26 protein-coding genes are annotated in these 24,854 nt (G+C 57.5%); 9 read left to right on the top strand and 17 right to left on the bottom strand.

What is annotated here, in order from left to right; genetic code table 11:
• Window positions 1-25: 25 nt before the first annotated feature.
• From def (PhaeoP97_RS01545) to def (PhaeoP97_RS01535), 3 genes are all read right to left on the bottom strand, one after another.
• The gene (gene def / locus PhaeoP97_RS01545) at window positions 26-523 is read right to left on the bottom strand and encodes a peptide deformylase (RefSeq protein ID WP_072503578.1); all 498 of its coding nucleotides are present in this window, start codon (window positions 521-523) and stop codon (window positions 26-28) included.
• Window positions 520-1,029: a peptide deformylase gene (gene def, locus PhaeoP97_RS01540; RefSeq protein ID WP_072503577.1), complete on the bottom strand. Its 510-nt coding sequence runs from the start codon at window positions 1,027-1,029 to the stop codon at window positions 520-522. Before def (PhaeoP97_RS01540) ends, def (PhaeoP97_RS01545) begins: the two co-directional genes overlap by 4 nt.
• Before the next feature lie 72 nt (window positions 1,030-1,101).
• Window positions 1,102-1,620 (bottom strand): peptide deformylase, encoded by a 519-nt coding sequence (gene def / locus PhaeoP97_RS01535; RefSeq protein ID WP_072503576.1) that lies wholly within the window; start codon window positions 1,618-1,620, stop codon window positions 1,102-1,104.
• Window positions 1,621-1,718: 98 nt separating this feature from the next.
• Between def (PhaeoP97_RS01535) and PhaeoP97_RS01530 the strand changes: the two genes are divergently transcribed.
• A complete protein-coding gene (locus tag PhaeoP97_RS01530; RefSeq protein WP_072503575.1) occupies window positions 1,719-2,891 on the top strand; it encodes a MalY/PatB family protein in 1,173 nt (390 codons plus the stop codon).
• A gap of 187 nt (window positions 2,892-3,078) precedes the next feature.
• On the opposite strand, the gene PhaeoP97_RS01525 is transcribed toward PhaeoP97_RS01530, so the two are convergent.
• The gene (locus PhaeoP97_RS01525; protein ID WP_072503574.1) at window positions 3,079-3,441 is read right to left on the bottom strand and encodes a hypothetical protein; all 363 of its coding nucleotides are present in this window, start codon (window positions 3,439-3,441) and stop codon (window positions 3,079-3,081) included.
• Here PhaeoP97_RS01525 and PhaeoP97_RS01520 point away from each other — a divergent pair.
• The 5 genes from PhaeoP97_RS01520 to PhaeoP97_RS01500 all read left to right on the top strand — a co-directional run bounded on the left by PhaeoP97_RS01520 (window position 3,440) and on the right by PhaeoP97_RS01500 (window position 8,222).
• Window positions 3,440-3,703 carry a hypothetical protein gene (locus tag PhaeoP97_RS01520; RefSeq protein WP_072503573.1) on the top strand — a complete coding sequence of 88 codons (264 nt, stop codon included), beginning with the start codon at window positions 3,440-3,442 and terminating at the stop codon, window positions 3,701-3,703. The two genes, PhaeoP97_RS01525 and PhaeoP97_RS01520, sit on opposite strands and share 2 nt — an antisense overlap.
• Window positions 3,704-3,756: 53 nt before the next feature.
• Window positions 3,757-4,731 carry a glutathione S-transferase family protein gene (locus PhaeoP97_RS01515; RefSeq protein WP_072503572.1) on the top strand — a complete coding sequence of 325 codons (975 nt, stop codon included), beginning with the start codon at window positions 3,757-3,759 and terminating at the stop codon, window positions 4,729-4,731.
• A 408-nt stretch (window positions 4,732-5,139) separates the two neighbouring features.
• Entirely contained in the window at window positions 5,140-6,102 is a 963-nt protein-coding gene (locus PhaeoP97_RS01510) for a threonine-phosphate decarboxylase (RefSeq protein ID WP_072503571.1), read from the top strand.
• Window positions 6,099-7,010 (top strand): adenosylcobinamide-phosphate synthase CbiB, encoded by a 912-nt coding sequence (gene cbiB / locus PhaeoP97_RS01505; protein WP_072503570.1) that lies wholly within the window; start codon window positions 6,099-6,101, stop codon window positions 7,008-7,010. The genes PhaeoP97_RS01510 and cbiB overlap by 4 nt, the downstream gene beginning before the upstream one ends.
• Window positions 7,011-7,049: 39 nt before the next feature.
• Entirely contained in the window at window positions 7,050-8,222 is a 1,173-nt protein-coding gene (locus PhaeoP97_RS01500; RefSeq protein ID WP_072503569.1) for a lytic murein transglycosylase, read from the top strand.
• A 64-nt stretch (window positions 8,223-8,286) separates the two neighbouring features.
• On the opposite strand, the gene PhaeoP97_RS01495 is transcribed toward PhaeoP97_RS01500, so the two are convergent.
• The 3 genes from PhaeoP97_RS01495 to smc form a co-directional block, all read right to left on the bottom strand.
• Window positions 8,287-8,670, bottom strand: a complete 384-nt coding sequence (locus PhaeoP97_RS01495) for a hypothetical protein (protein WP_072503568.1) — start codon at window positions 8,668-8,670, stop codon at window positions 8,287-8,289.
• A gap of 73 nt (window positions 8,671-8,743) precedes the next feature.
• Window positions 8,744-9,211, bottom strand: coding sequence for a YbjN domain-containing protein (locus PhaeoP97_RS01490; RefSeq protein WP_072503567.1), 468 nt, complete (start codon window positions 9,209-9,211; stop codon window positions 8,744-8,746).
• 58 nt (window positions 9,212-9,269) lie between these two features.
• Window positions 9,270-12,725, bottom strand: a complete 3,456-nt coding sequence (gene smc / locus PhaeoP97_RS01485; protein ID WP_072506250.1) for a chromosome segregation protein SMC — start codon at window positions 12,723-12,725, stop codon at window positions 9,270-9,272.
• 607 nt (window positions 12,726-13,332) lie between these two features.
• Between smc and PhaeoP97_RS01475 the strand changes: the two genes are divergently transcribed.
• Window positions 13,333-14,103 carry a FadR/GntR family transcriptional regulator gene (locus PhaeoP97_RS01475; protein ID WP_072503566.1) on the top strand — a complete coding sequence of 257 codons (771 nt, stop codon included), beginning with the start codon at window positions 13,333-13,335 and terminating at the stop codon, window positions 14,101-14,103.
• 112 nt (window positions 14,104-14,215) lie between these two features.
• Here PhaeoP97_RS01475 and PhaeoP97_RS01470 read toward each other — a convergent pair whose 3' ends face one another.
• The 6 genes from PhaeoP97_RS01470 to PhaeoP97_RS01445 all read right to left on the bottom strand — a co-directional run bounded on the left by PhaeoP97_RS01470 (window position 14,216) and on the right by PhaeoP97_RS01445 (window position 17,982).
• Window positions 14,216-14,776 carry a F0F1 ATP synthase subunit B gene (locus PhaeoP97_RS01470; RefSeq protein ID WP_072503565.1) on the bottom strand — a complete coding sequence of 187 codons (561 nt, stop codon included), beginning with the start codon at window positions 14,774-14,776 and terminating at the stop codon, window positions 14,216-14,218.
• A gap of 4 nt (window positions 14,777-14,780) precedes the next feature.
• Complete coding sequence (locus tag PhaeoP97_RS01465) at window positions 14,781-15,347, bottom strand: F0F1 ATP synthase subunit B' (protein ID WP_072503564.1); 567 nt, start codon at window positions 15,345-15,347, stop codon at window positions 14,781-14,783.
• 86 nt (window positions 15,348-15,433) lie between these two features.
• On the bottom strand, window positions 15,434-15,658 hold the full coding sequence (locus PhaeoP97_RS01460) for a F0F1 ATP synthase subunit C (protein ID WP_008562443.1): 225 nt from the start codon (window positions 15,656-15,658) through the stop codon (window positions 15,434-15,436).
• A gap of 57 nt (window positions 15,659-15,715) precedes the next feature.
• Window positions 15,716-16,519 carry a F0F1 ATP synthase subunit A gene (locus PhaeoP97_RS01455; protein WP_072503563.1) on the bottom strand — a complete coding sequence of 268 codons (804 nt, stop codon included), beginning with the start codon at window positions 16,517-16,519 and terminating at the stop codon, window positions 15,716-15,718.
• Between the two features lie 27 nt (window positions 16,520-16,546).
• On the bottom strand, window positions 16,547-16,891 hold the full coding sequence (locus tag PhaeoP97_RS01450) for an AtpZ/AtpI family protein (RefSeq protein WP_192849675.1): 345 nt from the start codon (window positions 16,889-16,891) through the stop codon (window positions 16,547-16,549).
• A 197-nt stretch (window positions 16,892-17,088) separates the two neighbouring features.
• Window positions 17,089-17,982 carry a DMT family transporter gene (locus tag PhaeoP97_RS01445; protein WP_072503562.1) on the bottom strand — a complete coding sequence of 298 codons (894 nt, stop codon included), beginning with the start codon at window positions 17,980-17,982 and terminating at the stop codon, window positions 17,089-17,091.
• 83 nt (window positions 17,983-18,065) lie between these two features.
• Here PhaeoP97_RS01445 and PhaeoP97_RS01440 point away from each other — a divergent pair, with 83 nt between their 5' ends.
• Entirely contained in the window at window positions 18,066-18,413 is a 348-nt protein-coding gene (locus PhaeoP97_RS01440; protein WP_072503561.1) for an ArsR/SmtB family transcription factor, read from the top strand.
• 6 nt (window positions 18,414-18,419) lie between these two features.
• Here PhaeoP97_RS01440 and PhaeoP97_RS01435 read toward each other — a convergent pair whose 3' ends face one another.
• From PhaeoP97_RS01435 to PhaeoP97_RS01420, 4 genes are all read right to left on the bottom strand, one after another.
• On the bottom strand, window positions 18,420-19,328 hold the full coding sequence (locus PhaeoP97_RS01435) for a DMT family transporter (protein WP_072503560.1): 909 nt from the start codon (window positions 19,326-19,328) through the stop codon (window positions 18,420-18,422).
• A complete protein-coding gene (locus PhaeoP97_RS01430; protein ID WP_072503559.1) occupies window positions 19,325-20,203 on the bottom strand; it encodes a LysR family transcriptional regulator in 879 nt (292 codons plus the stop codon). The genes PhaeoP97_RS01435 and PhaeoP97_RS01430 overlap by 4 nt, the downstream gene beginning before the upstream one ends.
• A gap of 110 nt (window positions 20,204-20,313) precedes the next feature.
• The gene (locus PhaeoP97_RS01425) at window positions 20,314-20,841 is read right to left on the bottom strand and encodes a prolyl-tRNA synthetase associated domain-containing protein (protein WP_072503558.1); all 528 of its coding nucleotides are present in this window, start codon (window positions 20,839-20,841) and stop codon (window positions 20,314-20,316) included.
• Window positions 20,842-20,953: 112 nt separating this feature from the next.
• On the bottom strand, window positions 20,954-22,888 hold the full coding sequence (locus PhaeoP97_RS01420) for an elongation factor G (RefSeq protein WP_072503557.1): 1,935 nt from the start codon (window positions 22,886-22,888) through the stop codon (window positions 20,954-20,956).
• Window positions 22,889-23,311: 423 nt separating this feature from the next.
• Here PhaeoP97_RS01420 and ffh point away from each other — a divergent pair, with 423 nt between their 5' ends.
• Window positions 23,312-24,853, top strand: a complete 1,542-nt coding sequence (gene ffh / locus PhaeoP97_RS01415) for a signal recognition particle protein (RefSeq protein ID WP_072506247.1) — start codon at window positions 23,312-23,314, stop codon at window positions 24,851-24,853.
• Window position 24,854 lies beyond the last annotated feature (1 nt).

The raw sequence follows: 24,854 nt of genomic DNA, 5'->3' as shown, positions 1-24,854 counted from the left end.
CCCGCAGAGTAGTACCTGCAAGCGATCAGCCATTCAGCTTCTTTGCCTTGCGGATCAAGATATCGCGCTTCACCTTGGACAGGTTGTCAAAGTACATCTTGCCATTCAGGTGGTCGATCTGATGTTGCACACTGGTGGCTTCGATCCCGACAAAATCTCGTTCGACCGTGGCACCAGTCTCATCCATGTAGCGTACAGTAACGGCGCGCGGCCGTTTGATCTTGGAAGAGACACCCGGCAAATTAGGGCTGGCTTCCTCGTGCTCACGCAATGCGACCGAGGCGTGCAGGATCTCTGGATTGGCGAGGCGCACAGCACGGCCCCGCTCGCTGGAGCCGTCAACAACTGCGAGACGCAGCAGCACACCGATTTGGTTCGCAGCCAGCCCAACACCGGGCATCGCCTCCATCGTGTCGATCATGTCTTGCCAAAGCGCCAGAGTGTCCTCGGTGATGTCGCTTACCTCTTCGGCACGTTTTCGCAGATGTTTGTCGGGCCAGGGCAGGCATAGGCGCACGGTCATCGGGGTATCTCCGTATCAAATTGGTAGGCGGCTTCGGCCTTGGCCCGGATTTCGGGCAAGACCTGATCAAACGTCACGCGCCCCTCCAGATGGTCATATTCATGCTGGATGCAGACCGCCGCAAACCCATCAAAGCGTCTCTGATGGCGCGTGCCGTCCAGATCTCTCCAACCCAGTTCAACCCAATCCGGTCGCGCAACCTCAAGGCTGACACCTGGGATCGACAGGCAACCTTCGGGTCCAGTGACCAAAGTATCCGACAGGGCCAAGATTTCTGGATTGATACAAACCAGCGGATCGCGCGCGCCATCCTTCCACATGGTATCCATGACAAAAACACGCCGCAAAACGCCAACCTGAGGGGCCGCCAGCCCGCGGCCCGGCGCGGCATACATGGTGTCGAGCATGTCCTGCGCCAAGTCTGCCACGTCCGCGATAGAGGCAACAGGATCGGCGCGGGCCGACAGCACCGGATCGGGCCAGGTGACAATGGGGAGAACTGTCATTCTATCCATCTCCTTGTGCTGGTGATCATGCCGCAAATTGAACCGACCTGAGCCAAGAGCACAAGCAATAGGTCAGCCCCGTGCACGTTCGCGTTTCATTTTCTGCATCTTGCGCGTGATCATCTGCCGTTTCAGCGGTTTGAGATAATCAATGAACAGTTTGCCGTTTAGATGGTCGATCTCGTGCTGCACACAGGTGGCCCAAAGCCCCGCAAAGGTCTCGCGTTGCGCATTGCCGTTGCGGTCCATCCACGTGACTTCAACCTCTTTGGGGCGGGTCACTTCTGCGTATTGTTCCGGGATGGACAGGCAGCCCTCCTCGTAGACGTTGATATCATCAGACGCCGAGATCACTTCTGGGTTGAACATCACCAAGGGACGCGCTGCGCCGTCTTCTTCCTTGACGCAGTCCAGCACGATCAGGCGATCCAAAATGCCAATCTGCGGAGCCGCCAACCCGATACCTGGGGCGGCATACATCGTCTCAAGCATATCATCAGCCAGGGTGCGCAACGCATCCGACAGGTCGGGAACCGGTGCGCAAACCTTCTTGAGGCGGGGATCAGGATGGATCAGGATCGGACGTTTCATGTCGCTGATTTAGGACATTGGCGCGCGCCCTGCAACGCCCCCCTTGCGCATGGCGCGATTGCCGTTAGCTTCGCCTCGGAACAACGGGAGTTCAGACCATGGATTTTGACAAGATCATTGACCGCCAGAACACGCATTGCATCAAATGGGACATGATGGAGGACCTCTATAACGTCCCACACGATGAAGGCCTGTCGATGTGGGTTGCAGATATGGATTTTGCGGTACCACCCGTGGTGACCGACAAGATGCATGAGATGGCAAATCACGGTGTTTATGGCTATGTGAACTGCGACAGCCCCTACAGGTCGGCGATCTGTTGGTGGATGCAGAATCGCCACGGATGGTCCGTCGAGCCAGAGGCAATTTTCACCACGACCGGTTTGGTGAACGGTGTTGGCATGTGCCTTGATACCTTCACCAAGCCTGGCGACGGCATCGTGTTGTTCACGCCAGTCTATCACGCATTCGCCAAAGTCATTCGTAACGCAGGCCGTAACGTGGTGGAATGCGAACTCGTCGTGAACGATGGGCGCTACGAGATGGATTTTGCCGCCTATGACGCTCAGATGACCGGCGCAGAGAAAATGGTGATCCTTTGCTCCCCCCATAATCCGGTCGGGCGTGTCTGGACACAAGCGGAACTGCGGGGGGTTGCCGATTTTGCCAAGCGCCACGATCTGATCCTTCTCTCGGATGAAATCCACCACGATCTGGTTTTCGACGGTGCGACCCATATCCCTATGCAGAACGCCGCCCCCGATGTTACCGATCGGCTTTTGATGCTGACAGCGCCGTCCAAGACCTTCAATTTTGCGGGCATGCACACAGGTCAGGTGATCATCCCGGATCCGGATCTGCGCGCGCAGTTTTCACGTCGAATGCTGGCGCTGGCACTATCGCCGAACTCTCCCGGTCAATGGGCAACCACAGTTGCCTACTCTCCCGAAGGTGCCGCCTGGGTCGACGAACTGGTGCCATATCTCGACGGCAACCGTCAGGTCTTTGATGCAGCTGTGAATGAAATTCCCGGCCTACGCTCCACCCGGCTAGAGGCCACCTACCTGGCATGGGTCGATTTTTCCGGCACGGGAATGAACCGGGAGGAATTCACCTCGCGTGTTGAACGCGGAGCCAAGATAGCTGCCAACCACGGACCAAGCTTCGGCACCGGTGGCGACAACTTCCTGCGGTTCAACCTCGGCACCCAGCGTGCCCGCGTAGAGGAAGCCTGCGACCGGTTGCGCGCCGCTTTCTCTGACTTGCAGTAGTTCAATATCCCGAAAACCTGCCGCCAAATTGCGCGCGGCAGGTATTGCAGATTGAACCCTATTCACTTGTGGGTTTGCGATTTCGGCGAAAACGATAAGGGGACGGCATCAGGCGCCGCCCCCTTTTTTAGGTCTCATATTCGATAGTTCTAAATCAAGCGGCAACCCTGGGTGAAAACCATTCCTCTCAGAACCGCAATTCGTCCTGTGCGATCAATGCCACAGGTGCGTCCGGCGCGCGGTAGAAATCGAGCGGTGCGCTATCCGTGACAACGGTCGCCCGCTTGAACTCATAGCGCATCTCGCCAGATTCCTCGTCAGAGGCGACGATCAGGCATTGCGACAGATGGTGCGTGCCATCGTAAAGATCGACCAAACCGCGCAGTTGAGGCACGTCCGCGACCTCTACCGAAAATCCATCTTTCCACATACTCAGCACAGGAAACACGTGGTCATCGACTGCAACCCGCAGGCGGCTCTTGTGTTTCATCCCCTCCAGTCGCGCAGCATCCAGCGCGTCTTGCACAGCTTTTGGAATGAATGTCGTCATGGTGGTGACCTTTCGATCTGGCCCCACAGCGGCCCCGATGGCATTGCGCGGCAGGACAAATGCGGGCGGGCAAATTACCCAACTCCTCACAAAAATGCGCTATCAAAGAATAAAATCAAGTGAACTTTTTGCATCATTTGTATCACTGATCCGCAACACCTCTTTTGATCCCTTGCTATCGGCAACCAACATCAACGCATCGGTCACCTGTGCGTTCACGCAGGGAAGTTGCGCGCAAAACGACCATGGGCGCAGCGGCTGACGCAGCCTAGATTGACCACAAGCAATTTGCCCCGCAGCTAATAGGAGACGGTTATGGGCCTCTTGATTGATGGTGTCTGGCACGACCAATGGTATGATACCGCCTCAACCGGGGGCGCATTCAAACGCTCGCAAGCGCAGTTTCGCAATTGGGTCACCAAGAATGGTCAAGCGGGTCCAACCGGCAACGGGGGCTATGCTGCCGAAAGTCGACGGTATCATCTTTATGTGTCACTGGCATGCCCATGGGCGCATCGCACGCTGATTTTTCGCCAACTAAAGGGGCTGAGTGATCATATCAGCGTCTCGGTGGTCCATCCGGACATGTTGGACATGGGCTGGAGCTTTGCTACCGACGACCATGGCGCAACCGGTGACACTCTATTCGGCAACGACTATGCTCATCAAATTTACACCCGCGCAGACCCCAAGTATTCAGGTCGCGTCACGGTACCAATCCTTTGGGACAAAAAGAAAAACACAGTCGTTTCGAATGAAAGCGCCGACATCATCCGCATGTTTAATTGCGCTTTTGATAAGGTCACCGGCAATACGGATGACTATTGGCCCGAAGAATTACGTGAACCGATTGAGGCCGTGAATAGCAGGATCTACTCCACCCTGAACAACGGCGTCTACAAATGCGGTTTTGCGACGACGCAAGCCGCCTACGACACGGCAATAGACCCACTGTTCGACACACTCGACTGGCTGGACGATATTCTGTCCGAACATCGTTTCCTATTGGGTGACACGTTGACCGAGGCCGATTGGCGATTGTTCACCACACTGTTGCGCTTTGATCCAGTGTATCATCTGCACTTTAAGTGTAATCGGCGTCGCCTGGTCGATTACCCGCACCTCTGGGCCTATACCCGCGCGCTTTACCAATGGCCCGGCGTTGCGGAAACTGTGGGTATGCAGCATATCGTGCGCCACTATCACTACAGCCACGCGACCATCAATCCACATCAGATCATCCCGACCAATCCGCGTATCGACTGGATGGCACCTCATGGGCGCGGATAACATCACGTCCACGAGGTGCCATGACGAGAACAGAGGTGCCAAATCGACGCATAGCCATCGGTGGTACGTCTAAAGCGCCGATACAATCCTCGCATTTTGAGAAAATTGTCACTTCCCACCGATGCATTGCCCCATGGTGCGCGCTGCAACAGAGGCGACTGCCAAGCGATTCGTGCAGGAAATGTCTTGCCGATTCCGATCTGGATCCATCAAAGACCCTTTTTAAATCGATGAGCGCTAATCGAGATACACCCATAAGGCGACTCAATCCACGCCCGACTCCCCCATATTAGCGAATTGCTGTTCCTGGTCTCCTATGGTTGCTTTCTCACGATTGCTGTTCCATACGGCGGTATTAGGCCTGCGTATTTTGGCTCAAGGCTCTGGTTCTTTTGTTCAAGGCCCACGATGACTGGCATACTGAATCTGATACAGACTCCGAAACGGGATCACGGTGGCAACCTGAGCGTCGCCATTTCGGGATATGGTGGTGTAGCCAGCGACTGGGTCGATTTATCGACCGGGATCAACCCGCTGCCGTACCCGGTGAGCGGATTAACCGGGGCAGACTGGGGTGCCCTGCCTGATCAAACCGCGATGGATGATCTTCTCGACGCGGCCCGCCATTTCTGGAACGTGCCCAGTGGCGCCGATATCCTGCCCGCCCCCGGTGCTTCGGCGTTGATCGCGGCCCTTCCAGCGCTAGCCGATCCACGCTGGGTCCGCATCACGCCACCTACCTACAACGAACACGCAGCATCTTTCACAGCCCGCGGCTGGCAGGTTGTCACAGATGGACCTGCAGAAGCGCGAGTCCTGGTACACCCCAACAATCCCGACGGGCGACGCTGGACCGAAGAAGACGCACAAGCTCCGCTGGTCGTGATCGACGAGAGTTTCTGCGACGTGTGTCCCGCCGACAGTCTAATTCACCTTGCCGAACGCCCCGGCGTTATCATCCTCAAGAGCTTTGGGAAATTTTGGGGTCTCGCTGGGCTGAGATTGGGTTTTGCCATTGGCGACCCCTGCATGATTGGCGATTTGGCTGCCTGGCAGGGGCCTTGGGCAGTATCTGGTCCTGCTCTACGCATTGGTGCCCAGGCTTTGCGCGACGACAATTGGGCCCTCGAAACCCGAAACCGCCTACAACAGGATGCCGCGCGACTTGACGCGATGATGATCGCCAAAGGCGCAAGCATTGTTGGCGGCACCGATCTCTTCCGCCTCTATGAGGTTGACAATGCAGCTATTTGGCAGGCGAGACTGGCACGCGCCCATATCTGGACACGTATTTTCCCGTATTCCAAAACCTATTTGCGCCTTGGCCTGCCGGTCGGCGATGACTGGACACGGCTTGAGGCTGCTCTGTGAGCACTGCTGCCCTGCTGATCCCAGCGCTTTTGTTAGACGCGATCTTTGGTGAACCGCGCTGGCTTTGGTCGCGGGTACCACATCCTGCGGTGCTGATGGGGCGCGCAGTAGCCATTGCCGACCAAAATCTGAACCAAGGCAAACAACGCAAGATAAAAGGCGCTATCGCCATAACCTTGTTGGTTCTAGGCGCAGGCTGGCTGGGCTGGGTCATGACATTGTTCGGCCCGCTGGTGCAGATTCTTTTTGCCGCGATACTGCTGGCCCAAAGATCACTGTGCGAACATGTTGAGGCGGTCGCCCAGGGGCTTGGCCACAATCTTGACCAGGGGCGCAACGCGGTTGCAATGATTGTCAGCCGTGACACCTCTGGCATGACCACGCCGCAGGTCGCACGATCCGCTATCGAAAGCGGTGCCGAGAATTTTTCTGATGGTGTAGTCGCACCAGCGTTCTGGTTTCTGATCGGCGGACTGCCCGGCCTGATGATCTACAAGATCACCAATACCGCCGACAGCATGATCGGCTACAAAACGCCCCGCTACCGGAACTTTGGCTGGGCTGCGGCACGACTGGATGATCTTCTAAACCTGATCCCTGCCCGTCTTTCCGCACTTATGATCGCTGTGGTCGGGCGCGTGTTGCGCACCTGGCCAGACATTGCGAGCGACGCCCACCGTCACCGATCCCCCAATGCGGGCTGGCCTGAGGCAGCGATGTCGCGGGCATTGCACGTCGCCTTGGCCGGACCACGGTCATACGACGGCAAGATGCAAGAGTTTCCTTGGGTCAATGCCGAAGGCTCCAAAAGCGCAGGTGGCCATGCCATCATGCGCGCTGTACGTCTTCTATGGGCCGCTTGGGCGCTTGGCCTTGTGCTAATGGTTGCCATTGCTACTCTGTTATAGCTAACAAGGGGCAGCACCATAAAAAAGGACACGCCTCCCGTGTTGCGCTCCAGCTTTCTCGCCCTCGTCTCTCTTCTTCTGCCGCTGCAAGCCCAGGCCCAATGTGGTGGCGGCTTTCGCAACTTCGTCCAATTGATGAAAGAGGAGGCGCTGACAGGCGGCTATGACAGCGCGACTGTGAACAGCTTTTTCCAAAGCGTTCGGCAAGATCCCTCCGTCCTGAAAGCCGATCGTTCACAAGGCGTCTTTCAAAAGCCTTTCATCGATTTTTCCCGCCGCCTGATCTCAAAAAGTAGATTGGATCGCGGCCAGGCAATGTCTCGCAAATACGACACCACGTTTCGCCGGATTGAATCCACCTACGGCATTGATCGTGGCGTATTGTTGGCATTTTGGGCGTTTGAAACCGACTACGGTGCGGTACAGGGAAGCTTTAACACACTGAATGCTCTGGTCACACTTTCCCACGATTGCCGCCGACCCACACTATTTCGCCCGCAAGTGTTCGCCGCGCTGGAGCTGTTTCGTCAGGGTAATTTCGACCCCCGCCGCACCACAGGCGCTTGGGCCGGTGAAATCGGAATGGTGCAGATGCTGCCTCGCGATATTCTGGAGAACGGCGTCGATGCGGATGGAGATGGCCATGTCCGTCTTAAGACCTCTGCGCCGGATGCACTGATGTCAGGGGCCAAGATGTTGTCGAATCTGGGCTGGCGTCCCAACGAACCTTGGGTACAAGAAGTCACTATTCCCGCGAATCTCGACCTGCGGCTCAGCGGGACTTACCGTAAGAAAACCGTCGCGGATTGGCAGTCATTGGGGGTAAGCCCACGCAATGGAAGACTGGCCGGTCCCAACACCAAGGCAGCACTAATCCTGCCACAGGGGCACAAGGGACCTGCTTTTCTCGCCTATCCGAATTTTGATGTCTACTTCGAATGGAATCAGAGCTTTACCTATGTTTTGACCGCTGCGTACTTCGCCACGCGACTGTCAGGTGCAGCCGCCTATGATGCGGGCACGCCTGACACCGGCTTGGCCAGTGACCAAATGGAACAGCTACAAAGAAAGCTGAGCGCGCGCGGGCATGATGTTGGTGATGTCGATGGCATCCTTGGGGCCAAGACCCGTGTCGCGGTGCAAAAAGAACAGGAACGCTTAGGGTTGCCAGCAGATGCCTGGCCAACACCGGCTTTGTTGTCACGGCTCTAACGTCCGAACCACGACTGTACAAAGTAGTTTCGGAGCAGAGAGCCGCTCCGATGCTCTAAATGACCTACTTTGGCTCACGTACCGGGAATCTTTGCCCATCAGCAGTGATGACCACGGTACGGTTTTGGTTGGTCACATATTGGTCGCAGCGCGAGGATCCATTGACGAAGGTGACGCAGATCTGGTTGTCCTCCGACACGCGATAACTTCCCCAAGACGTACCACCACCGTTTTCAGCCGAGTAGGTATAGGAATACGCCCCGCCTGGTCCGAACCTGGCTTCACCATCGTCATAAAATACAAACGATTGCCCAGGCAGGGCCGCCAGCGCCTCATCATCATAGGGTTCGTCCCCAACTCTCATTGCCCCGTCCTGAGCCAATGCCTGAATGGGGAAGGCGCTGAGACCAGAGGTCATGAATAAGGCCAGCAATATGAAACGGTTCATGTCGCCAGCCTAGCGATGTTTAAAGGTCAGGCATCTCACAATTCAGTGAAAAACCAGAGAGAAATGGGCAGGATCACCAGTCGATGAATGCCTCAAATTCGCTCACAACGCGTGACCACGTTCCCAACAGCTCCGCAAAGTCGTCCGGGTTCATACCGGTATTCCCCAGATAGACATCCTGCTCAACCCGAGCGGAGCCTTCTTCGGAGACATAGGCGCGACCAAAACGGTTTTCGGTATTCCATTCGTTGATCTTCACCAGCCGGACACTGCCTTCCGTCTGGTAGCCCGAGAAAAACTGAATTGCGTCACAGTTTTTGTTGTTCTCACAACCGTAGAAATAGATCGAAAAGTCATTACCGTAGTAGTCGACCTTCAGTTTGGGATCGCCGACATCATCGGTTGTTACTTCGAAATCAACACCTTCGGCTTCGAAGAACTTGGAAAGGGTTGTGGCATCCTTAGCAAGAATATTGTCGGCCTGCCCCAAATCAGGGAGAGCGATCAGTGCGGCGGCGGTCAGTAGAGAAAAAAGTTTCATTACAAATCCTGTCATTGGCAACGCGACGATAAAACGCCCGAAGTGATGGAACAAGAGGTCAGGCGACCATCGCTTCGGCTTTCTTAAGATCTACCGACACCAATTGACTGACACCTTTTTCCTGCATTGTAACCCCGAATAGCCGGTCCATGCGTGCCATGGTCACCGCATGATGAGTAATGATCAGGAAGCGCGTATCGGTTTGACGACACATCTCGTCGAGCAGGTCGCAGAACCGTGTGACATTTGCATCGTCTAGCGGTGCGTCCACCTCGTCCAGCACACAGATGGGTGCCGGGTTGGACAGAAAGACTGCAAAGATCAAAGCCATGGCTGTTAGCGTCTGTTCTCCGCCCGAAAGCAGCGACAGGGTCGACAGCTTCTTGCCTGGAGGCTGGCACATGATCTCAAGCCCGGCATCCAACGGATCATCACTTTCAACCATGACCAGATTGGCCTCTCCTCCGCCGAACAGATGGGTGAACAGCATGGTAAAGCTGGAGTTCACCTCCTCGAAAGCAGTCAAAAGGCGTTCACGGCCCTCGCGGTTAAGGCTGGCAATTCCAGCGCGCAGTGTTTTTACTGCCTCTTCCAGATCAGATTTTTCGCGCACCAGCTGATCATGTTCGTCCTGAACCGCACGTGCGTCTTCCTCAGCGCGCAGGTTGACTGCCCCCAAGGCATCGCGCTGACGCTTGTGACGATTGACTTCGGCCTCCAGCTCTTCTGCATTTGGCATATCCTCAGGTGTCGCATCGAGGCTGGCCAAAAGATCATCGGGAACCGTCTGCTGCTCTTCCCGGATTCGGGCCTCGGCTCGGCCAACGGCCTCACGCGCGGCATCGCACCGTGCCTCGGACCGGGCGCGAGCTTCACGTGCTTCAGAGGCCAGTCGCGCGCACTCGCGCTCGCTCTGCACGGCGTCACGCAACACGGTTTCAGCCCCGATCAATGCGTCCGAAGCTGTCGCCTTACGCGCTTCTGCTTCTTCAATCGCGACATTCAGGTCGTCACGCGTCTCGGCAATCTCAGCCGGAACCCCATACGCCTCTTCAAGATCTTCCTCGGTTGCGGTGCGCCGCTCTGTCAGCTCTGCGATACGGCGTTCCGCACTCTCAAGGCGATGACGCCAGCCGGACAGATCCTTGGTCACTTGTTGGCCACGCGCAGTCCGCGCCTCACCCTCGCGGCGCAGCTCATCCTGGGTCGAACGGTGGGTCAGCATGGTGATCCGCGCCGCTTCTACCGTTTGCTTCACGTCCTCCACCTTTGCGCGCGCTTCGGAAAGGTCTTCCAGTTCTTCAAGTCCCGCCTCTGCCTCAACCAGTTGCGCCTTGGCGGCTGCTGCGTCTTCGTCGTGGCGCGCCACAGCAATGCTGAGCGTCTCCAGCTTGCCTTCGGACAGGTTTCGATGGCTTTCAGACCTGCTCAACGCGCGGGCAGCATCTGCCATCCGTTGATCTGCGACCCGGCGCCCCTGGCGCGCGGCCTGATCTGCGGCGGTGACCTCTTCCAAGGTGCGCATCAGAACCTCATGCGCTGCACGGGCGCCATCAGCACGAGCACCGACGTGCTCCATCTCCTGCTTCAGTGCTTCCAGCCGGTTCATCTGTTCAAGCCGCAGGGCAGCCGCGCTTGGCGCGTCCTCAGCCCAGGCTCGGAAACCATCCCAGCGCCAGAGGTCCCCCTCCAGCGTGACCAACCGCTGGCCTGGCAAAAGATGCGCGTGCAAATCGCGTGCCGCGTCACTGTCCACAAGACCGACCTGCGAAATACGTCGATGTAGCGCATCTGGGCAGCTGACATGCAATGACAGTGGTATGGTCCCAGCCGGAAGAGTAGCATCGCCATCGTAAGGCGGTAGCGTTACCCAACCGCTAGGCCCATCAACCTCTGCCAAAGGCGCGCGCAGATCATCTGCTAGCGCTGCACCAAGCGCCTTTTCATACCCGGCAGCCACACGCATGTCGTCCAGGACATGACCGCCCTCGGCCGTGTCGCGCTCTACCAATTTGGCCAAAGCCGTTACCTCGGCTCGCAAGGCCCCCAATTCTCCTTCAGCTTCCGACCGCCGCGCACGGGCTTCGGCCTCGCGAGACTGGGTATCGTTACGCGCCTCATCGGCGGCGGCCAGCGTTTCATCCGCCAGTTCTGCCGCGGCGCGCGCTTCTTCCTCGGCCTCGATTGCCGCCTCAAAGGCAGCTTCCGCCTCGCCCAGTGTTTCACGTGCAGCCACCATCGCCTCACGCGAGCTACTGCCGTCGTCTTCGGCCCGGACCACCGCGCGGCGACAATCTTCAACCTGGCGCTGTGCGGATTGATGACGTGCCGAGAGACGCGCAACATCCTCGGTCAGACTGCTCAACTGATCCTCACGCGCCTGTAGAACCGACCCGGCTTCGCGGGCGCGTTCAGCAGCCTCAGCCATTCGATCATCATGCCCCACACCGGCGCGCGCCAGTTCCCTTTGCTCCCAATCCAGACGCTCGATTGTGTCGCCCGCGTCGCGGTTCAGCCCGCTCTCGCGCTCAATATCCCGGCCCAGTTGCGCAACACGATTGGTCAGAGTTTCGATCGTCTGGCGCGCCTGCGCCTCCTGATCACTCAATGCGTCCCGTTGCACGAACAAACGTTGCAACACCGCCGCCGCGATTGCTTCTTCTTCGCGCAATGGGGGCAGCCCGTTCTCTGCTTCTATCCGTTTACCATCTGCCAGGCGCGCCAGTGACTCAGCCTTGGCAGCCTGGGTTTCACGGTTACGCAGAATATCCTCTGCCTCTAGACGCGTATCATCGGCCTCGCGCCAGCGACGATAGAGCAACATGCCCTCCGCCCGGCGCAGCTGTTCGCCGATATCGCGATACCGCTGCGCTTGCTTGGCTTGACGTGCCAATTGCGAAAGCTGCGCAGCCAGCTGTTCGATAACATCATCTACACGTAGCAAGTTCTGTTCAGTATTCTTCAGCTTAAGCTCGGCCTCGTGCCGCCGCTGATAGAGACCGGAGATCCCCGCTGCCTCTTCCAGAATACGGCGGCGTGCCTTGGGTTTGGCGTTGATCAGTTCGGCAATCTGCCCCTGCCGGACCAGTGCAGGTGAATGTGCCCCGGTCGAAGCATCTGCAAACAACATCTGCACGTCTCGGGCACGCACATCCTTGCCATTGGTTTTATAGGCGCTACCCACATCGCGGGTGATGCGGCGCAGAATCTCCAGATTGTCATTTTCATTGAACCCGGAAGGGGCCAATCGTTCGCTGTTGTCGATCTGAAGACTAACCTCGGCAAAGTTCCGTGCGGACCGCGAGCTGGTGCCCGCAAAGATCACGTCCTCCATACCACCGCCGCGCATCGCCGTGGGACGGTTTTCGCCCATCACCCAGCGCAACGCTTCCAGCAGGTTCGACTTGCCGCAGCCATTTGGCCCGACAACACCTGTGAGCCCATCGGCGATCAAAAGATCGGTTGGGTCCACAAAACTCTTGAAGCCGTTCAGTCGAAGTTTCGAAAAGCGCAAGCTGATATCCTGTGATTCATTGGGAGCCAAGTGTCATGGGTTTGTTACACCACTGTCAATGTGGCCGCCCCCCAAATCAAATGGGTCAGCGTGATAATGCCACCATATATTGTGGATAACTTTCTATTTTTTGATTGCACCACTTGGACAATCCAACTGCCCAACCAAGACCGCCTGGTCGCCTAATACACGTGACACCATGCAGCCGCTCGCCAGTTCCATGGCGTGTGCTGCTCGCATTCGGATCGGCCCCAAGCGTGGCGCATACTGCGGGTTTATACGCACAGCTTCGGCCAATGTTCCGCGCACCCTCACATCAAATACGCTGCCATCCACGGTAATCCGTTGCAAAGCCTGGCCCCGGAAATGTGGGCTGGCCGTGTCGCATGCCACAAGCGGTAGGACAAGAAGCAGTAGCGGCACCGGACCAAACGAATTGAACATGTGTATCACCGTCACAAATGACCGATGAAATCGATCCATCGCCACTCCAATCTAACAGCAACAATCAACCCTGTCTCTGGTGTGCTATTGCTGACCCTTGCAGCAAGATCAGCAGCGTGGTCATATGAGTTGACCAATCGCTAGATCAGACAGACCACACATCATGCCCTTTCAAAAAGTTCAGCCAGAAAAACTCTCCGCTTCGGTGGTGCGACAGATTGAACAGTTCATTCTTCGCGGTATTCTGACGCCGGGAGAGCGCCTTCCGGCAGAACGGGAATTATCGGAACGTCTCGGCGTCTCACGCCCGTCTCTACGAGACGCCTTAGCCGAATTGCAGGGGCGCGGCCTATTGGTATCACGCGCGGGTGCCGGCGTATTCGTGGCAGATGTCTTGGGATCGGCGTTCTCCCCCGCATTGGTACAGTTGTTTGCCAGCCATGACGAGGCCGTATTTGACTACCTGAGTTTTCGCCGCGACCTAGAAGGTCTCGCGGCTGAACGGGCCGCGAAATACGGGTCAGACTATGATCTTCAAGTAATCCAGACCATCTTTGACAAGATGGAATTGGCAGGCGACCCGGCCATCTCCGAGGAAGCTGCAGCGCTTGATGCGCAGTTCCATTCTGCCATCATGGACGCCAGCCATAATGTGGTCATGCTGCATATGATGCGATCAATGTTCGACCTCCTGCGCGAGGGCGTATTTTACAACCGTCGCATCATGTTTCAGCAGCACACTACGCGCGACGCGCTTTTGGCCCAACACCGCGCTATCAACGCCGCTTTGCAATCCCGCGACCCCACAGCAGCGCGCCAGGCAGTTGAAACCCATCTCGATTATGTGAAACAGGCGCTTTCTGACCACCAGCGTGCCCTGCGCAACGCCGAGATTGCCAGACAGCGGCTCCAGCACGAGACTGGGAAACCCTGAGCGACACCAGAGCGAGGCCACATGCCGGATTGCAACACAGGCTAATACCCCGGCACACAAAAAACCCGGCCACCTGGGCCGGGTTTTTTAAGGTTACCAGTGTCCGCGCAGCTTAGTGCAGCTTGGCGTCCACGTCAGCGATTGCAGCGTCGATCAGCTTGTTGGCTTCGGTTGCTGTCATCTGTTTCGAAATCACAGCATCGGCTGCTGCGACGGCAACAGTGATGGCCTGATCACGCACTTCTTTCACCGCAGAATCCTGCGCCGCTTTGATCTGTTCCTCTGCAGCCACCATACGGCGAGCGATCGAGGTTTGCAGATCTGCTTTGGCCTGTTCTGCAGCTTGGGCTGCATCGTCACGCGCCGAAGCTACGATCCGATCCGCCTGGGCCTGAACCTCCTGCTGCTTGCGCTCGTAAGAGGCCAGAATGGTCTGAGCTTCTTCACGCAGGGCACGGGCCTCTTCGAGGTCCTTTTTGATGCCTTCAGCACGGGCGTCCAATTGGCCACCCAACAGACCAGGCACCTTGGCATAGAGCAGAATGCCAACGAAGAGCAGGAACGCAAGCGTCACAACAAAATCGGTGTTGCTCATCGACAGGAATGGGCCAGAAGCGGCAAACGCCGGGCTTGTGGCACCAAAGGTTAGGGCAAGAGCCAGAACTGAGCGCATGTCCTTATCCTTTCATCCGGTCGGCAACCGCAGCTGCGACCGCTTTTTCGTCTGCCTTGCCACCAAAGGCAGCAACGATTTCGGCGGCAGTCTCCACAGCGACGGCTTCGACGCTGGCGATGGCACCGGCCTTGATCTCGGCGATGACTGTTTCCGATTCCGCTGCCTTGGCCGCAATCTGCGCGTCTGCCTTGGCAATGGCCTCGTCTAGGTCTGCCTGAATTTCCGCGCGCGTCTCAGCGGCGATACGCTGAGCCTCCGAACGGGCATCTGCCAGAGCCTGATTGTAAGCGTTTTCGGCCTCAACGGCTTTGGCTTTGAGGTCTTCAGCCGCGGCGAGGTCGTTGGTAATGGTTCCCTGACGCTCGGCCAACACTGCCGCAATACGAGGCAGCGCGATGCGCGACAGGATGAAATAGATCACGACGAGCGTGACCACGAGCCAGAAGATCTGGTTCGCAAAGGTCGAGAAGTCCAGCTGCGGCATCCCGCCCGAACCGTGGGCGGCGTCTGCGGCACCATGTGCTGCGTCTACAGCACCGTGACCTGCGTCCTGCGTCTGAGTTGCCATGTCGTCCTCCTAGGGAACTTGCCGTTACACCGGGCAGCGCGGGGATCCACGCTGCCCGGCCGTAAGGAAAATGGTTCCGAAGGCTCTTAGACGGCGAACATCAGCAGCAGAGCGACCAGGAACGAGAAGATGCCCAGAGCTTCTGCAAATGCGATGCCGATGAAGAGGGTTGCGGTTTGGGAAGCAGCCGCGGAGGGGTTGCGCAGAGCGCCTGCCAGGAAGTTAGCAGCAACGTTGCCAACACCCAGTGCAGCAATACCAGTACCCATGCCAGCCAGGCCAGCGCCGATGTGTGCGAGTTCGCCTTCCATTGTGTATCTCCTTACGATTGGAAGTTGAGGATCTTATTGTTCAAACCTAGCCGTGCTTTAGTGCGACGGATGCAGCGCGTCCTTGAGGTACACGCAGGTCAGAATGGTGAACACGTAGGCCTGGATGAAGGCCACGAGAACTTCGAGTGCGTAGACTGCGGTGATCGCAAAGATCGGCAGGAAGCTGAACAGGCCCAGAGCACCTGCAAAACCTGCGAACACCTTCAGAACCGCATGGCCGGCCATAACGTTGCCTGCAAGACGAATGCAGTGGCTGACAGGACGCACGAAGTAGGAAATCAATTCGATGATGGCCAGCACTGGACGCAGCGCCAGCGGAGCAGAGCTAACCCAGAACAAGCCAAGAAACTTGGTACCGTGCAGCACAAAGCCGGTCACGGTGACGGTCACGAACACCAGCATCGCCAACACTGCGGTCACAGCAAAATGCGATGTGGTGGTAAAGCTCATGGGCAGCAGCCCCAGCATGTTGGCCGTCAGAATGAACATGAACAGCGTCATGATGTAAGGGAAGAACTTCAGGCCGTCTTTGCCGGTGACGTCTTCGACCATTTTGTAGATGAAACCGTAAGCAAGCTCAGCAACCGACTGGATGCGCGAGGGCACAATCGCGCGCTTCGAGGACCCAAGAACCATCAGCGCAAAGATCGCAACAATTGCCAAGCCCATCCACAGGGTGACGTTGCTCGGGGTGTAGAAGTTCAGCTCACCCGAACCACCCAACGGTTTGATCAGGAACTGATCGGTCGGGTGGATCTGCAGGCCAGGAACGGCCGGTGCAAAAAACAGCCCAGACGCAAGTACCAGCAGGAATGCTGCTCCAAAGATTAGTTTGCCCATTGTCCCGTTTCTCCTGTCGCCGGGGGATCAGTCCCGGTCCTGCGCATCTTGTTCGGCCTCTTCGGCCAGTTTCTTTTCCTGGATCTCTTGCGCGCTGCGGAGCATCGTCTTTACTCCGGCCGCCAGACCCAGCATCGTGAACAGCACCAGAAAGATCGGAATGGTCCCAAGCAGAAGGTCCAACCCGTATCCGATACCAAAGCCGATCATCAGACCAGCTACCAATTCAATCACCATTCTCCAGGCATCGCTTGCCGTCGAATAATGTTCATCCACGCGCGGCTTGGGCTCATGGGCCTTACGCGCCTCTGCCAGCTTGGCCTCGAGCTGCGCCAAGCGCTGCTTATCTGGCTCTTCTGTCACGGGCGCCATCCTCACGTGAAATCTGAGTGCGGTGCTAAGGAGTCTGCCACGCAGAGTCAACAACCCAGGTCGCCCTGCGACACTACCCACAACTCGTTGAAATTTAAGCAATTTACCTGCCACCAAATCAAACGCCCCAAGGTCATGAAAAACAACGGGGGGATTTGAGTGCCAAAACCGCATATTCAACCAATAGGTTGATTTTGTCAGAGCATTGGTTTGTGCCAGATCTTTCGTACCAACCGTCCATCAATCAACAGCAAACCGAGCAGAATTGCTGCCATGCCCAATAGGTGTTCCACCTTCAGCGTTTCTTGCAACACCCAAGCCCCCATCGCCAGGGCAGAGACCGGAGCGATCAAGGTTGGCAGCGTGATATTGGTCGGCCCTACCTTGGGTAGCACCCAGTAGAACAGAATAAAGGCCGCAGCGGTAAGGATGAAACCAATGACCAACATCGCACCCCACGTCTCCAGCCGGGTGATGACCGGCACCCCTTCGACCCCTAGCGCCAATGGCGCGATACCTAGCGTCGCACCGGTGAGAGCGATGGCGACCAGGACGACCGGATCCATATCACGAAACTGCCGGGCGATATTGACAGAGAACGCGTAGCACAACGGCGCGCAGAGTGTGATGAGAACCGCCCAAACCTCAGATTGCCGCCCGCCCTGAAGCAAGGGCAAGGATAGAACCACAATACCCAGGAAACCACATAGCACTCCTAGTGACTTTAGCAGAGTGGCGCGCTCTCCGCCGGGCCAAAAATGCGCCACGACGACGGCCAGCGCTGGCGTAATGGCGTTGAGGATCCCGGCGACACCGCTGGCAATATGCTGCTGGCCCAGCGCGTAAAAGGAAAATGGTGCCGCGTAACTCAGCCCGCCAAAAGCAAACAACGCCAGCCAACGCTTCATATCTGTCGGCAGTGGCTTGCGTGCTGCCAGGACATAAACCCAGCATCCAAGCGCGCCAAACCCGACACGGCCCATCGACACCGATAGCGGGCCAAGCTCACGTAACAGAATTGCGTTAAACATGAAGGACATCCCCCAGCCGATGCCCAGTATGAAAATCACCGCCCAATATTTTAGTGCCATGCCCACGCCCTCAGTGTTATGCCGCCATATGCCGCCGCCGCTGCGGGATTGTCGATCCGCTTCATGCGGTTTAGGTGTGTGGAATGAGTAGCCCCCTCGATACCGTCTTTGCCGCGCTGGCGGACCCAACCCGACGCAGCATTCTGACAATGCTGCTAGAGGACGATATGGCTGTCACCGATGTGGCAGAACCCTTTGAGATGTCGCTGGCCGCGATCTCTAAACATCTGACAATCCTCACCCGTTCCGGGTTGATCGCCCAAGAGAAACGCGGCCGGGTCAAGTGGTGTAAGCTGCAACCGGACGCGATGCGTAGCGCCAGTGTCTGGATGCAGGGCTTTGGTCAGTTTGAGCCGGTGAACCTCGATGCCTTTGAACGGTTCCTTGAGACCGAGCTGGCAGCCCCACCCGCAGATCACCCAACCGACTGACTTTACTCAGGTGGTCTGCGTGGTCGGCTGGGGTGTGCGCCCCTCGCGCAGTAACAGCCAAAGTGCCCAGACCGTGCAGGCGATGCCAATCGCAACAATGCCGTTCGGAGCAGGTCGGCCCAGCGCGATCTCCCAGAGGATCACCCAGCTTGGTGTCAGATATGTGTAGGCCATCACCTTGGCCGAGGGCAGATGCAGCGTAGCGTATTGCAACAGCACAAAGGTCGCCGCGCTCGCGATCAGGGCCACATAGAGCAGGACCAACCAGACGAGCGGTGACAGCGCCGCCCAATCCGTCGCCCAGATATCAGGCCAGCCAACCACCAGCAGGATCGCAGCGCCGGCCACCAGCATCCCGAAGGTAAACACCACCGCAGGCTCTCCCCGGTTCAGTAGCCGTACCATTGGCGTATAAAGTGCATGCGCCACGCAGCCCCAGAAATAGATCACCTCTCCACGCCCGATTTCAAAGGCCCAGATCGCCGATATGTCACCGCGAAAGATCACCCAGACCGCACCGGCCGCACCGATGGTCAGCGCCAATGCCATACGCCAGCTGGTCACCTGCCGCAGCAACAACCAGCCAAATGCAGCGCTCAGCACCGGTGTCAGCGTAAAAACGGCCACTGTGCTAATCGGTGCCGCCGTTTGCAACCCGTAGAACATCAGCACAAAATAGATCGCAAATAGTCCGCCAAGCACGACAAACCGCCAGGGCGCCTGGAACTGTGCGCGCCGCAAACCGTGCGTCATCTGCGCCGCGATGCCGATAACTGTCGCAGCAATCACAAACCGTACGGCATTCAATGCCATCGGGGTGATATCATTCGCCACCATGGAGCCGAGCGAAAACGACCCCGCAACCAGTGCCGAAAACACCAACATCGCAAGATGGCCACGATAAATCGGGCTCATGCAGTCCAGGCCTTGGCTTCTGCTTTCAGAAAGCTGAGAAACGTCTGGACCTTGGTCGTGCGGTGCAGGTCAACATGGGTGACCAGCCAAAGTTCACTGGTCCACTCTTCCAGCGGCTCCATCATCTGCGTAAGTTCGGGGTGTCGTGCCGCCTCCCATTGGGTCAGAAAGCCGATACCCGCGCCTGCCAGCACTGCATCGTGCATCGACAGGGCGTTAACACAGCGAAACGACAGTGCGCTATCTGGTGCATGCGCGCGCAGCCAGCGTGAATAAGGCGCGCGGCTCTCTATATCGTCGTTACAAACAAACCGGTGATTGGGCATATCTTCCACGCCGTTCAACAGGCCATGATGCTCAATATACGCGGCGCTAGCATACAACCCGTGCTGCTGCGTCATGAAAGCCTGGACCACATTGTCCGGCTGCTCTGGCGGAGAACCGGCCCGGATCGCAACATGCGCTTCGCCATATTCAAGGCGAAACAAGCGGCTACCGGTCAGAAACCGCACTACAAGCTCTGGGTGCTGACGTTGGAATTCAGTCAACGCAGGGGCCAAAAGCCCCGACATCGCCGACAAAGAGGTGACGACCAGCTCCCCCGAAACCGCATCGCCGTGCCCTTTCAATCGCCCCACTAACTGGCTGAATTGGTCGTCCGTGGCCTGTGCGACCCGCAGCAGGTCTTGCCCCGCTTCAGTCGGGGTGTACCCCCGTGCATGACGCTGAAACAATTTTACACCAAGCCGCGCCTCGATCGCGTCGACATGACGAATAACCGTAGCATGGTGCACACCCAATTCCTCGGCAGCACCGCTGACAGTTCCCATCCGAGCGACTTGATAGGCGGTGCGAACCTCGTCCCAGTTTTCCATGACAGCCTCTCACTTGCAAATCATCATCTGCAAACATGCACATTCCAGTGGCCACAACCAGAGAAAGGTTCGCATTTGCGCAGCAAGGCCGTCAAGAAGGCAACGTCACCCTAGATCCAGATGATCTCCACCCCAAAGCGCGCCATCACGTCCAGAAATCCCTGCCGCGTCAGCGCCACGGTCCGATCATTGACCAATGGGTGCATATAGATCAAGTCAACGTGCTGTGCGGCCTGATCCATATAGAAACGAACCCCTTTGTCGGCACCGTTGATCATTGACAAAGGCGTTACGGCACCCGGTCGTACTCCCAGGTTTTCCAGCAACCGATCCGCCGAACCAAAGGAGAGGGTGCTCACCCCCAGCTCTGCCGCCAGTGTCTTAAGGTCGACATCGCGATCCTGTTCCAAACTAACCAGATGATTGCGCTTTTTCTTGTCACGCAAATAAAGATTCTTGAGCCGTAACGCCGCCTCCCCTGCCCGCATAAATTCGCCTTCGACAGATTTTGCGTCCTCAACGGTGCGCAGCGGCGCGTGGCTGTACAGCCGATATGCAATACCCCAGCTGTCAAATTGCGCCAGCAGCGCATCAGATGAAACGGGCAAGCTATCCTGAAATTTGGATGATGCGTCCATTGGGGCTCTTCTTTCTGCTTGCCTAAGTGGTCCGCAGATCAATCCGAAAACCTGCCGAACGCAAGCCCCATTCACACCCAGTGCTATTGGCGAAACTTTGTCACTTCAACACTTACATGCGACTGGCCTCTTCATAGTGATCAAACCCGCAAGAGAACCAAGCCGTGCCACGTGTGGCACTTGCCAAGCTGCTGCAGAGCTGATCCTGCGCAGCAACAGGCAGCAACGTTTCAAAGACATCCCAACCCGCAGCCTCAGGATGTGCCGCAAAACCCAGGACCTGCCCCTTCATACCGCTGACGACTGGAACCAACCCGCCAGTGAAAACGGATGGTACATGAATCTCGACGCGCATTATCGGATGCAAGACGGTTGCGCCCGCTTCGGCCATTGCCTCACGCACGGCGGATTTCCCGGCGGTGCGAAACGCGAAGTCGGAACTGTCCACCGTATGATGTTTTCCGTCCTTGAGGGTCACCTGTACATCCACCACGGGGTGGCCGCTGACCCCAACCGACAGCGCCTCACGCGCGCCCGCCTCGACAGACGGAATATAGGATTTAGGAACCGCGCCGCCCTTTACCTCCTCAGAAAATTGGAACCCGCTGCCACGCGGTCCCGGAGACACGCTCAGTACGACATCAGCAAATTGCCCGGCACCGCCAGATTGCTTGCGATGACGATGATGGATTGTTGCTTCACGGCTAATCGTCTCACGCAGCGCAGGTGGGACTGATGCCTCGCTGACATTAACCCCAAAAGAATCCGTCAATAACGCCAATATACGGCGAAGATGGAGGGGCCCTTGAAGGCTGAGCAGAGCATGTCCAGTAACCTCGTCCTGACCAATACCCAATGCTGGATCCACTTCGGCGATCCGTTCGAGGGCTGCCGAAAGCCGCACGTCATCCCGTTCATGCAACGGTGCGACGATACGCTGATAGCTGGAGGGTCGCGGCTGCGCCCAATTCGGCAGAGAAGCAAGCCCATCCTTCGAATAGGAATACCCAAGGCTCAGGTGATCAGATTTTACCACCTGACCGATGTCGCCTGGGACCAGCCCCTTGTCCTGTGCGCCTGCCAGCTGCGTCATCGCCCCTAACGCCTCGCCACCGAGATGGGCACCGGGGTCCATTGGAGCCGTCAATGCACGTAACACGACAGTTTTCCCCAGATGCTTGACCAGATCACCCAGACAGCCTACCGCAAGCACACCGTTTTGACCGCCTACCGTAGTGGTACCATTCTCGCGCTTCTCTGCGGCTCGGAGCAATCTTTGGGCCGCGACCTCTACCGCTGGAGCTTCGTGCCGCAATGACTTCATGAGCCGCAGAATACCATTTCTATGCAGCGCAGACCCCAACAGCGCCGGGATCAGATCATTGTGCTGCAACACACGGGTTGCCACATCATAAACCGCCTCAGTCATAGGCTTGCGATCCTCGATCAGCTGCTCCAGCAGATCGTCGTCATAGTCCGCAAGAGCCTCCAGCATCTCGCCTCGCGCCTGACGTTCGCGGACATGGACACTGTCAGGAAAAGCAACCAGCGCCGATGGCTGGCCTTCCTGATATTTCCAGGCACGCTCTGAGATCAGATCAACCGCGCCGACCACTTCACCGCCCGCGCGCATTGGAATCTGGCGCAATACGATGTTGTGGCGACAATAGGTTTGTAGCCCGGCGACGATATCCGCGACGCGCCCCGTTGCCTGATCCATGCGGTTGATAAAAAGAAAGGCGGGGATGCCCGCCTCTTCGACCATTCGTAGATAGGGCGCTGCCAAGACCCCGGCAGCAGCATCCGCTGAGACGCAAACCACCGCCGCATCGCTGGCCGCAAGGGCTGGACCCGCCGTTGCAAGGTTCTCGACCCCGCCTGCGATATCAATGACACCCCAATGCTCTTTCATGAAGTCAAACGTCCGCAGATCAGCGCCCCCATTGGCGCGATGCGGTTTCTGCTCCTCCGTCTCCAAGGTCGCCAGCGCTGTTGCAAGCTCGCTCTTGCCGGAATTTGAGGGTCCTAAAATGGTAAACACACGCATGATTCCTGGTCCTTCTGATGGCTGCAAAGCCGCCCGATGAAGGAATGCGGCAGGCGTGCCGCACCAGATGCCCAAAAAGTCTGCCCCGTGTTGTCAAAGTCGCGGCGGGTTGGCACCGCAAATTTAGATGCAGGCCCGTCTACGCGCCCCTATGTTCCCCCGATGACGCCTATCCGTCAAGCACTGCAACGCGCGCATGTCTGATTGTCGGAGCTCTGTGACGACCGGCCCGCGGGTTGACTCATCTCGTCCAAGGGCGTAACGCAGGCTGGAAATCCGGGAGCCTCATGAGTCTTCCGGTCCCTGCCCGTGTCAGGGATCGCCCCCCACCAGCGTGTTACGCCCGTGGGGGCGATTGCGCATGGATCATTTGCTCCCTACATGTGGGGCGCACGCGTTGAAACCGGCAAGGAGGCCGCAGGTATGTTTGAAAATTTATCCGAACGCCTATCTGGTGTCTTTGATCGGCTCACCAAACAGGGCGCACTGTCCGAAGAGGATGTCAAAACTGCCCTGCGCGAAGTTCGTATTGCCCTGCTAGAGGCCGATGTCTCGCTGCCGGTGGCGCGCGATTTTGTGAAACGCGTGCAGGATCAGGCCACTGGCCAGGCGGTAACTAAGTCGGTGACCCCTGGACAGCAGGTTGTGAAGATTGTTCATGACGCATTGGTGGACGTTCTGCGCGGTGACGAGGACGCAGGCCAGCTAAAGGTCGACAACCCACCAGCCCCAATCCTGATGGTCGGTTTGCAAGGCTCAGGTAAAACGACCACCACCGGCAAGCTTGCCAAGCGTCTGAAAGACAAAGAGGGCAAGCGCGTACTGATGGCCTCGCTGGACGTCTACCGCCCGGCGGCTATGGATCAGCTGGCGGTACTCGGCACTCAGATTGGTGTCGATACGCTGCCAATCGTGCCCGGCCAGAAACCCGTCGACATCGCCAAGCGTGCCAAGCAGCAGGCCGCTCTTGGTGGCTATGACGTCTATATGCTTGATACCGCCGGCCGTCTGCAGATCGACGAAGTCCTCATGCAGGAGGTCGAAGATGTCCGCGATGTCGTCTCACCTCGTGAAACCTTGTTGGTGGTCGATGGCCTGACCGGTCAGGTCGCCGTTGAGGTGGCAGAGGAGTTTGACGCTAAGATCGGCATCTCAGGCGTGGTTCTGACCCGTATGGACGGCGACGGACGCGGCGGTGCAGCCCTGTCGATGCGTGCCGTTACTGGCAAACCGATTCGCTTTGTCGGTCTTGGCGAGAAGATGGATGCCATTGAAACCTTTGAGCCCGACCGGATCGCCGGTCGGATTCTTGGCATGGGCGACATCGTCGCACTGGTGGAGAAAGCCCAGGAAACCATCGAGGCCGAACAGGCCGAGCGCATGATGAAGCGCATGATGAAGGGTCATTTCAATATGAATGACCTCAAGATGCAGTTGGAACAAATGATCCAGATGGGCGGCATGCAGGGCATGATGCAAATGATGCCCGGCATGGCCAAGATGGCAAAACAGGTCGAAGATTCCGGTTTTGAAGACAAAGTGCTGCGCCAGCAAATCGCTATGATCCAGTCCATGACCAAGAAAGAGCGCGCCAATCCCGCCCTGTTGCAGGCAAGCCGCAAGAAGCGGATCGCCGCGGGGTCCGGTACTCAGGTGTCTGACATCAACAAGCTGCTGAAAATGCACCGCCAGATGGCCGACGTCATGAAAAAAATGGGCAAGATGGGCAAAGGCAAGATGCTGAAACAAGCCATGTCCGGCATGTTCGGCAAAGGCGGTGGCATGCCCGATATGGCTGGAATGGATCCGAGCCAGATGGATCCAAAAGCGCTGGAAGCAGCGGCCAAAGCCATGGGCGGCGGCAAGGGCCTTCCTGGTGGCATGGGCGGTATGCCCGGCGGGCTACCCGGCCTTGGCGGCATGGGTCTGCCTGGCGGCCTGAGCGGGTTTGGGAAGAAAAAGTAGC

Origin of the sequence: Phaeobacter porticola (genome assembly GCF_001888185.1) — a bacterium.
In the GTDB taxonomy this organism is placed as follows: domain Bacteria; phylum Pseudomonadota; class Alphaproteobacteria; order Rhodobacterales; family Rhodobacteraceae; genus Phaeobacter; species Phaeobacter porticola.
Note: the sequence above shows the minus strand (reverse complement) of the source record. Positions and strands in the feature narration are given on the sequence as shown.

What these genes read in the sequence shown, in the direction of transcription:
- def (WP_072503576.1), bottom strand. Translation starts at nt 1,620, where the DNA reads ATGAAACGTCCGATCCTGATCCATCCTGATCCCCGCCTCAAGAAGGTT.
- PhaeoP97_RS01435 (WP_072503560.1), bottom strand. Translation starts at nt 19,328, where the DNA reads ATGAGCCCGATTTATCGTGGCCATCTTGCGATGTTGGTGTTTTCGGCA.
- PhaeoP97_RS01425 (WP_072503558.1), bottom strand. Translation starts at nt 20,841, where the DNA reads ATGGACGCATCATCCAAATTTCAGGATAGCTTGCCCGTTTCATCTGAT.
- PhaeoP97_RS01510 (WP_072503571.1), top strand. Translation starts at nt 5,140, where the DNA reads ATGACTGGCATACTGAATCTGATACAGACTCCGAAACGGGATCACGGT.
- PhaeoP97_RS01515 (WP_072503572.1), top strand. Translation starts at nt 3,757, where the DNA reads ATGGGCCTCTTGATTGATGGTGTCTGGCACGACCAATGGTATGATACC.
- PhaeoP97_RS01495 (WP_072503568.1), bottom strand. Translation starts at nt 8,670, where the DNA reads ATGAACCGTTTCATATTGCTGGCCTTATTCATGACCTCTGGTCTCAGC.
- PhaeoP97_RS01525 (WP_072503574.1), bottom strand. Translation starts at nt 3,441, where the DNA reads ATGACGACATTCATTCCAAAAGCTGTGCAAGACGCGCTGGATGCTGCG.
- PhaeoP97_RS01530 (WP_072503575.1), top strand. Translation starts at nt 1,719, where the DNA reads ATGGATTTTGACAAGATCATTGACCGCCAGAACACGCATTGCATCAAA.
- PhaeoP97_RS01445 (WP_072503562.1), bottom strand. Translation starts at nt 17,982, where the DNA reads ATGGCACTAAAATATTGGGCGGTGATTTTCATACTGGGCATCGGCTGG.
- PhaeoP97_RS01465 (WP_072503564.1), bottom strand. Translation starts at nt 15,347, where the DNA reads ATGGCAACTCAGACGCAGGACGCAGGTCACGGTGCTGTAGACGCAGCA.
- PhaeoP97_RS01455 (WP_072503563.1), bottom strand. Translation starts at nt 16,519, where the DNA reads ATGGGCAAACTAATCTTTGGAGCAGCATTCCTGCTGGTACTTGCGTCT.
- PhaeoP97_RS01420 (WP_072503557.1), bottom strand. Translation starts at nt 22,888, where the DNA reads ATGCGTGTGTTTACCATTTTAGGACCCTCAAATTCCGGCAAGAGCGAG.
- ffh (WP_072506247.1), top strand. Translation starts at nt 23,312, where the DNA reads ATGTTTGAAAATTTATCCGAACGCCTATCTGGTGTCTTTGATCGGCTC.
- PhaeoP97_RS01460 (WP_008562443.1), bottom strand. Translation starts at nt 15,658, where the DNA reads ATGGAAGGCGAACTCGCACACATCGGCGCTGGCCTGGCTGGCATGGGT.
- PhaeoP97_RS01470 (WP_072503565.1), bottom strand. Translation starts at nt 14,776, where the DNA reads ATGCGCTCAGTTCTGGCTCTTGCCCTAACCTTTGGTGCCACAAGCCCG.
- PhaeoP97_RS01490 (WP_072503567.1), bottom strand. Translation starts at nt 9,211, where the DNA reads ATGAAACTTTTTTCTCTACTGACCGCCGCCGCACTGATCGCTCTCCCT.
- PhaeoP97_RS01450 (WP_192849675.1), bottom strand. Translation starts at nt 16,891, where the DNA reads ATGGCGCCCGTGACAGAAGAGCCAGATAAGCAGCGCTTGGCGCAGCTC.
- PhaeoP97_RS01430 (WP_072503559.1), bottom strand. Translation starts at nt 20,203, where the DNA reads ATGGAAAACTGGGACGAGGTTCGCACCGCCTATCAAGTCGCTCGGATG.
- def (WP_072503578.1), bottom strand. Translation starts at nt 523, where the DNA reads ATGACCGTGCGCCTATGCCTGCCCTGGCCCGACAAACATCTGCGAAAA.
- def (WP_072503577.1), bottom strand. Translation starts at nt 1,029, where the DNA reads ATGACAGTTCTCCCCATTGTCACCTGGCCCGATCCGGTGCTGTCGGCC.
- PhaeoP97_RS01475 (WP_072503566.1), top strand. Translation starts at nt 13,333, where the DNA reads ATGCCCTTTCAAAAAGTTCAGCCAGAAAAACTCTCCGCTTCGGTGGTG.
- PhaeoP97_RS01520 (WP_072503573.1), top strand. Translation starts at nt 3,440, where the DNA reads ATGGTGGTGACCTTTCGATCTGGCCCCACAGCGGCCCCGATGGCATTG.
- PhaeoP97_RS01440 (WP_072503561.1), top strand. Translation starts at nt 18,066, where the DNA reads ATGAGTAGCCCCCTCGATACCGTCTTTGCCGCGCTGGCGGACCCAACC.